Source organism: uncultured Gemella sp. (genome assembly GCF_963519265.1).
GTDB lineage: Bacteria > Bacillota > Bacilli > Staphylococcales > Gemellaceae > Gemella.
Map to the genome: position 1 here is coordinate 1 of NZ_CAUQNQ010000058.1, position 7,740 is coordinate 7,740.

General features: G+C 30.2%; 6 protein-coding genes. All 6 read left to right on the forward strand.

The genetic code is table 11. The annotated features are described in order from the left end of the window. Nucleotides 1-590, forward strand: a 590-nt coding sequence (locus tag RWN11_RS06145; RefSeq protein WP_314160887.1) for a MucBP domain-containing protein, incomplete at its 5' end; no start/stop codon positions are given. 576 nt (nucleotides 591-1,166) lie between these two features. Next, nucleotides 1,167-2,246: a TRAM domain-containing protein gene (locus RWN11_RS06150; protein WP_314160888.1), complete on the forward strand. Its 1,080-nt coding sequence runs from the start codon at nucleotides 1,167-1,169 to the stop codon at nucleotides 2,244-2,246. 76 nt (nucleotides 2,247-2,322) lie between these two features. Then, nucleotides 2,323-2,553: a preprotein translocase subunit SecG gene (gene secG / locus RWN11_RS06155; RefSeq protein WP_003144724.1), complete on the forward strand. Its 231-nt coding sequence runs from the start codon at nucleotides 2,323-2,325 to the stop codon at nucleotides 2,551-2,553. A gap of 92 nt (nucleotides 2,554-2,645) precedes the next feature. Next, complete coding sequence (gene rnr / locus RWN11_RS06160; RefSeq protein ID WP_314160889.1) at nucleotides 2,646-4,772, forward strand: ribonuclease R; 2,127 nt, start codon at nucleotides 2,646-2,648, stop codon at nucleotides 4,770-4,772. Between the two features lie 11 nt (nucleotides 4,773-4,783). Continuing rightward, nucleotides 4,784-5,248 (forward strand): SsrA-binding protein SmpB, encoded by a 465-nt coding sequence (gene smpB, locus RWN11_RS06165; RefSeq protein WP_314160890.1) that lies wholly within the window; start codon nucleotides 4,784-4,786, stop codon nucleotides 5,246-5,248. A gap of 526 nt (nucleotides 5,249-5,774) precedes the next feature. Next, entirely contained in the window at nucleotides 5,775-7,430 is a 1,656-nt protein-coding gene (locus RWN11_RS06170; protein WP_314160891.1) for an L-lactate permease, read from the forward strand. Nucleotides 7,431-7,740 lie beyond the last annotated feature (310 nt).

Genomic DNA, 7,740 nt, shown 5'->3' on the forward strand with positions numbered 1-7,740 from the left:
AAGACGAAAAAGGAAATACAACACATGTATACCGTCAAGTCGTAACAAGTTATGTAGATGAAGAAGGAAAAGAAATCAACCCTTCAGACAAAGGAACGAAGGATAAGAAAGATATTCCAGAGTACACGTTCAAAGAAACGAAGAAAGACGAAAAAGGAAATACAATCCACGTATATCGTCAAGTCGTAACAAGTTATGTAGATGAAGAAGGAAAAGAAATCACCCCTTCAGACAAAGGAACGAAGGCTAAAAAAGAAATTTCTGGATATACGTTTAAAGAAACGAAGAAAGATAAAGATGGAAATACAGTTCACGTATATCGTCAAAATCCAAAACCAGTTGAACCAACGAAACCAGTTGAACCAACGAAACCAGTTGAACCAACGAAACCGGTTGATCCAACGAAACCAGTTGAACCAACAAAACCAACGGAAGCAAAAACACCTCAAACAGAAGAAGGGGTTCAAAAAGTTCCAACAAAACGCTTGGCAAATACAGGAACAACTGAGAATAACACTGGTTTAGCAGGTTTAGGATTAGCATTATTTGGTGGATTATTGGCAGTTGCGAAACGCCGTAAAAATAAATAGAGAGATTTAGATAAATATCTTTATTTAAATACATGAAATTCTAGGTAGTATCTTTATATTACCTAGAATTTTCATTTTGTTAAAACAACAGAGCTTTTGTATTAGTCTATTTATACGACCAAAATTTATAGAAAATTTTTTGGAACTGAGTATAGTTTTAGAGTTTTAAAAGTTCAAGTGGAAGTAAGTGAGATATTTGTCCATGATAAAAGAGAATTAATAGACATTTCTGACGAAATAGCTTTTGAGATAACACGTTAAGGATAATCCGTGTATAATGAGTAGTTTATGACTGTAATTATCAAAGATACACCTACGATTTTTCTATTTTATGAGTGAATATTAGGTTGGAATTATCAAAACTATGATTTTCCTATTTATCTCTTTGTATTAAAATTTATAATAATATTTTAAAAAAATTTTAAATTTTTTGAATTTTGTTATGTTAATTTTAAGTAGAATGTAGTAGAATATATAGAAGAGATGTTTTATGTCTCTTGATATATGAATGTATTATTATTAAAGCGTTATTAATAATTTTATATTTTAAATTAAATAATAAAAGGAGTGATTTTTATGTTGAAAAAAGTTTTAATTATTATTTCCTTTTTTCTAGGAATAACAGTAGGAACACTATCAACTAGTGCATTGATATATTATAATATTTTTGCATCATTGAGTGAGACGATGTTAAGACTTATTGTTACAATTGGAACTACAGTAGTTTTTGTATTAGTGTCTTTATTATTTTCAGATAAATTTGTAGCAATGTTAAAAAGAATCGAAGATCGTCTTACAAATACACCAATACAAAAAATTGTATTTACTACAATTGGACTAATTCTTGGTCTGCTTTTAGCTAGTTTACTATCATCAGGGGTTGATGTAATAGCAGGTGCAGGAATAATGGGAAGAATTATTTCAGCTGTAATATACATCGTTTTTGGATATTTGGGATTGGTATTAGGATATAGACGTGAAGGAGAATTTCTAAATATCTTTACGGCGTTTAAATTTGGAAACAAACCTAAAGAAAAAGAGCAAAAAGTTACTACAAAGAAAGTTTTAGCGAAGGTCGTTGATACGAGTGCATTAATTGATTCACGTATTCAAGATGTTGCTAAAACTGGATTTTTAGAAGGTAAAATTATTGTACCAGAGTTTGTTTTAAAAGAATTACAGCTGATTTCTGATTCTGAAGATCCATTAAAACGAGCAAAAGGTCGTCTAGGCTTAGATTGTGTTGAACATCTTCAAAAAATGAAAGAGATTGATCTTGAAATTGATAATAAGTTTAAATATAACGAGCACAAAGGTGTAGATAACTTATTAATAGACTATGCTCTGAAATATAAATGTGCTATTATAACAACCGATTATAATCTTAACAAACTTGCGACTTTGCAAGCTATTAAAGTACTTAATGTGAATGATTTAAGCAATGCTGTTAAGCCGATGTTAACAACAGGTGAAAGACTTAAAGTACAAGTATTAAGAGAAGGTAAGGAAAATAATCAAGGTGTTGCTTATACAGAAGACGGAACAATGATTGTCGTTGAAAATGGTAAACGTTCAGTTGGTAAAACTGTTGAAGTTGAGGTTCAAAGTGTCTTACAAACATCTTCGGGTAGAATTATCTTCACTAAGATTGTTTAATAAATTTGCTTTTTTTAAAAAAATGTGTTAATATAAAGTGTATTGTATTAACGAATGATTATTTTAGGAGGAGAGTATGCACACTTTTTTAATGACAATGGCAATAGTGAGCAGTATTCTGTTAATTGTAGTAGTTTTATTACAAGAAAGTAAATCTGGAGGATTATCTGGATTAACTGGTGGAGCAGAAGAACTGTTTGGAAAACAAAAAGTAAGAGGTGCTGAATTAGTTTTACAAAGAATTACAGTAGTACTAGGACTAATATTTTTTATATCACTAGTGTGTCTTACTTGGTTAAAATTATAAACTAGACATAAAAACCTAAAATGTAAATTCATTTTAGGTTTATTTTTATAGAAATAATTATGTGTTGTATAATCTAAATTAAGGAGGATTATATGTTAGAAAGAATTGAAAAAATATTTAGAGAAGAAAAAGTATTAAGTATAGAAGATTTAAAAGAAAAGTTAGACATTGAATCAGCGAAAGAGTTTGTTGAATTAGTAAAAAATGTTGGTAAGCTAGAGAGAAAATTAGTCGTTACTCAACTACCTAACGAGAACTTTCTTTATGTGAAAGAACCGCTAGAAATTGAAGGGGTTATTAGATTACATCAAAAAGGATTTGCTTTTGTATATTCTGCAGATTTAGGAATAGAGGTATACATTCCTAAAGGTTTCACACAAAGTGCTATGACAGGTGATGTCGTATTAGTGAAAGTAGATAGTGTATATAAGGATGACCGTAACCTTGAAGGAATAGTCCAAAAAGTATTAGAAAGAAATACTAAGTATACAGTTGGTACGTTAACTAATGCTAAGTTTTTCTCTTTTGTTAAGAGTGATGATAAAAATATTGTAAAATATATAAAAATAACGAATGCTAAAAACTTTAATTTAGTTGATGGCAGTAAGGTACTAGTTGAAATTACAGATTATTCAAAGGTTAGCTTTGAAGATCATAAAGGAATTATCATAAAATCAATAGGTCATAAGGATGACCCTGGCGTAGATATTCTTTCAGTAATTTATAAACATAATATCCCAAATGAATTTCCTCAAGAGGTGCTTGAACAAACTGAAAAAATAAGTGATGAAATAAAACTTGAAGATAAATATAGAGACTGTACTAATGAAATGGTGGTTACTATTGATGGTGATGATGCTAAAGATTTAGACGATGCTATTTCAGTAGTAAAAACTAAAAAAGGTTATAGATTAAAAGTATTCATAGCTGATGTTAGTAGGTATGTAACTGAAGATAGTCCATTAGATAAAGAGGCAGCCAATAGAGGGTGTAGTGTTTATTTAGCTGATAGAGTAGTACCGATGTTACCTAGAAAATTATCTAATAACATTTGTTCGTTAAATCCTCATGTATTACGCTATACAATATGTTGTGATATCGATTTTAATAGTAAGGGGTACCCTGAAAGTTATGATATTTATCCAGCTGTAATAAAATCTAAAGGAAGATTGACTTATAAAAAAGTTAATGAAGTCTATGCAGAAAACCAAGAAACATTAGAAGAATATAGAGAATATGTACCTATGCTGAAGATAGCACTAGAATTATCAACAAAAATTCGTGCTAATAGAGAAACAAGAGGTGCTATTGATTTTGATAAACCGGAATCAAAAGTAGTGGTTGATGAAAATGGAGAGGTTTTAGATATTGTTCTTCGTGAAAGAGGTATATCAGAAAGACTTATTGAGGATTTTATGTTAAGTGCTAATGAAGTAATAGGAGAGCATTTCTACTGGATGCAAGTTCCTTTTATTTATCGTATTCACGAAGAGCCTAAAATGGAAAAATTAAGACAGTTCTTTGATATCGCGGCAAGTCTTGGTTATAGAACAAAAGGGAAAATTGAAGAGATTGAACCTTATATGTTAGCAAATATGCTTAGAAAATTTAAAGGAGAAGTTGTAGAAACTATGCTTTCAACAATTCTTCTTAGAACTATGAATCAAGCTAGATATTCAATAAATAATATAGGACACTTTGCACTTGCTACGAAGTATTATACACATTTTACATCACCAATCAGACGTTATCCAGATTTATTGGTACACAGAATGATTAGAACATACTTATTTAATGGAGATGTATCTGATCAAGCTATAGATAATTTCATTACTAGATTACCTGATTTGGCTGAAAGTTCATCTGAATATGAAAAACGAGCGGTTGATTGCGAACGTGAAGTTGATAGAATGAAAAAATGTGAGTACATGTTAAAATATCAAGAACAAACATTTAGAGGAATTATATCTAGTGTTACCAACTTTGGGGTATTTATAACTCTTGAAAGAAGTAATATTGAAGGATTAGTTCACATTAAAGCGATGAATGATGATTATTACACATATGATCAAAAGAATATGATATTAATTGGCCGTAGAAAGAAAAAAGTTTATAGGCTTGGTGATGAAGTAATTGTTAAAGTAGCAAATGTTGATTTGGAAAATCAAGAGATAGATTTTAAAATACTTAAACACAAATCATTAATTAGTAAAAAATAGAGGATAAGAATATGGATAAAGAAATTAAAGTAATAGCTCAAAATAAAAAAGCTAATCATGATTATTTTATAGAAGAAACATATGAAGCAGGATTAGTTTTAACTGGTACAGAAATTAAATCTATTAGAAGAGGGAGAATTAATTTAAAAGATTCATATTGTCAAACGAGATTAGGGGAAATGTTTGTTTATAATATGCATATTTCTCATTTCGAAGAGGGGAATAGATTTAATCATGAACCATTAAGAGTAAGAAAATTATTATTAAAGAAAAAACAAATTGCTTCATTAACTAATGTACAAAATGAAATTGGTATGAGTATAGTTCCTTTGAAACTTTATATCAAAAACGGCTATGCGAAGCTATTAATCGGTGTTGCAAAAGGTAAGAAAAACTATGACAAACGTCATGTATTGAAACAAAAAGAAGCTAATAAAGAGATTAATAGAGTGTTGAAAAACAAGCAGAAATATTAAGTAAACTAAATATTATTTTATTTGATATTTTAAAAGTATATCGTATTAATATTAATTACGATATGCTTTTTTTTTATAATCTGTATAAAAGTGTAGGAGAAGTGAAGGAGAATTTTTAGGGAATATTTTTTTGATGTAGATTTTTATAACTGTTATAAAAAAAGTTAGGAAAAATTTTCAAAAAAATATAGACTTTTTACATTGATATAAAAGGATTTTTTAAGAATGTTGTAAAAATAACTAAAAAAACGCTTTACTTTTGAATGAAAGCGTGCTACAATATTAAATGTAATCAAGGAAATCATTAAATAAATACTATCAAATATATCGTGTAAGCAGTAAAAAATAGAACAGATAAAAATCTGTTATATATCTGATTAGACAAACAGGAAGGTTTTATTCTAAAATAAAATAAAGATGAATTATTACAATATTTGATTTTTAGTTAATATATAACTTTGTTATTTATAATAATAGATTTTCACAAACCTAACAAAATATATTTATACAAAGGAGAAGTGTATTTATGGAAAAATTCACTCAGTTATTACAGCCAGTGGCTGATAATCTATATGTTTCTGCACTTGTTGCACTAATTCCAATTGTGTTTTATCTAGTAACACTTGCAGGATTAAAAGTTAAAGGTTGGTTAACAGGTTTACTAACTTTAATATTAGCGATTGTAATTGCATGTATATTCTTTAAAATGCCGTTCCACTTCGCAGCATTCTCAACATTCCAAGGAATGGTTTATGGTGCAATGCCTATCGGTTGGATTATTTTAACATCAGTGTTCTTATACAAAATGACTGTTAAAACAGGTCACTTCGGTATCATCAGAGACAGTATTACATCATTAACTGATGACCGTCGTCTTCAAGCATTAATCATTGCTTTCTCATTCGGGGCTTTCTTAGAAGGAGCAGCAGGTTTTGGAGCGCCAGTAGCAATCACAGCTTCATTATTAGTAGGTTTAGGATTTAAACCACTTTATGCAGCAGGTGTTTGTATGATAGCTAATACTGCACCAGTAGCATTCGGGGCTGTAGGAGCACCGGTTACAGCGATGGACGGATTAGCAACTTATGCTAACGGATCACCAATCGCAGCAGCGGAAATCGCAGCGATGATCGGACGTCAATTACCTCTAGTGTCTATCTTCATTCCTTTCTACTTAGTATTAATCATGGCTGGATTCAAGAAAACATTAGAAGTATGGCCTGCATTATTAGTATCAGGTGGATCATTTGCAATTGCACAGTTCGTAAGTTCTAACTTCATGGGAGAACAATTACCTGACATTCTTTCATCATTAGTTTCATTAGTGTCAATAGTTATCTTACTTCAATTCTGGAAACCAAAAACTACTTGGAGATTTGCTGATGAAAAAGAAGTTGATAAAGATGCAGAAGTTACTCCAAAACACAGTTTAAAAGAAGTACTAGTTGCATGGTCACCATTTGTTGTATTAACACTTATCATTTTCATCTGGACAATGAAATCTTCTAAAGCATTCTTCAAAACACTTGCTTTAAATCCGAAGGTACCATTTATCCACAATAATATTATTAGTTCTGTATCAGGAAAAGAAATTGCAGCAGTATTCAAACTTGACCTAGTAGGATCAATCGGTACAGCAATTTTAGTAGCAGCGCTAATCTCTAAGTTTATTATTAAAATTAGTTGGAAAGATGCAGGTGCAACTTTTATTCAAACATTTAATGAAGTTAAAATTGCATTGTTAACAATCTGTTTCGTAGTAGGATTTGCATACATCATGAATGCATCAGGTATGTCTAATACTCTAGGATACGCGCTAGCAGCAACAGGTGGAGCATTTAAATTCCTATCACCAGCTCTTGGATGGATTGGAGTGTTCATTACTGGTTCTGATACATCAGCTAACTTACTATTTGCTAAATTACAACAAGTTACAGCTAGCCAAGTAGGAATGGATCCATTATTAGCGGTAGCAGCTAACGCATCTGGAGGAGTAGTAGGTAAAATGATTTCTCCACAATCTATCGCAGTAGCAGCTGCAGCGGTTGGGCTAGTAGGTAGAGAATCAGACTTACTGAAATTCACAGTTAAACACAGTTTCATCCTGTTAATAATTGTGTGTGCTATCATCGCACTTCAATCAACAGGAGTACTTGGATGGATGATTCCAGTACACCCATAATAAAGAAAAATATTAAGGGAGATCGAGGTATACTCGATCTTCTTTTCTTTGTTTAAGATGAGATAGAGAAAATACCGACTTTCCAAGGTTTAATTTCATGTTCTCTTAAAATATTGAAAGTGCTTTGTAAATTAACAAAAATAAAAATATTTCAAAATAAGGTGTTTTCACTAGTATATTTGTTTACAATAAAGGAAAATAGTGGTATTATTGATAAGTTAGATTAAATATTATATGAATTAAACATTTGATATATTTTATAAAGTAAGAACAAGGAGAAAAAAATGTCAGTACAATTAAGAGATGATGT

What these genes read in the sequence shown, in the direction of transcription:
- smpB (WP_314160890.1), top strand. Translation starts at nt 4,784, where the DNA reads ATGGATAAAGAAATTAAAGTAATAGCTCAAAATAAAAAAGCTAATCAT.
- rnr (WP_314160889.1), top strand. Translation starts at nt 2,646, where the DNA reads ATGTTAGAAAGAATTGAAAAAATATTTAGAGAAGAAAAAGTATTAAGT.
- secG (WP_003144724.1), top strand. Translation starts at nt 2,323, where the DNA reads ATGCACACTTTTTTAATGACAATGGCAATAGTGAGCAGTATTCTGTTA.
- RWN11_RS06150 (WP_314160888.1), top strand. Translation starts at nt 1,167, where the DNA reads ATGTTGAAAAAAGTTTTAATTATTATTTCCTTTTTTCTAGGAATAACA.
- RWN11_RS06170 (WP_314160891.1), top strand. Translation starts at nt 5,775, where the DNA reads ATGGAAAAATTCACTCAGTTATTACAGCCAGTGGCTGATAATCTATAT.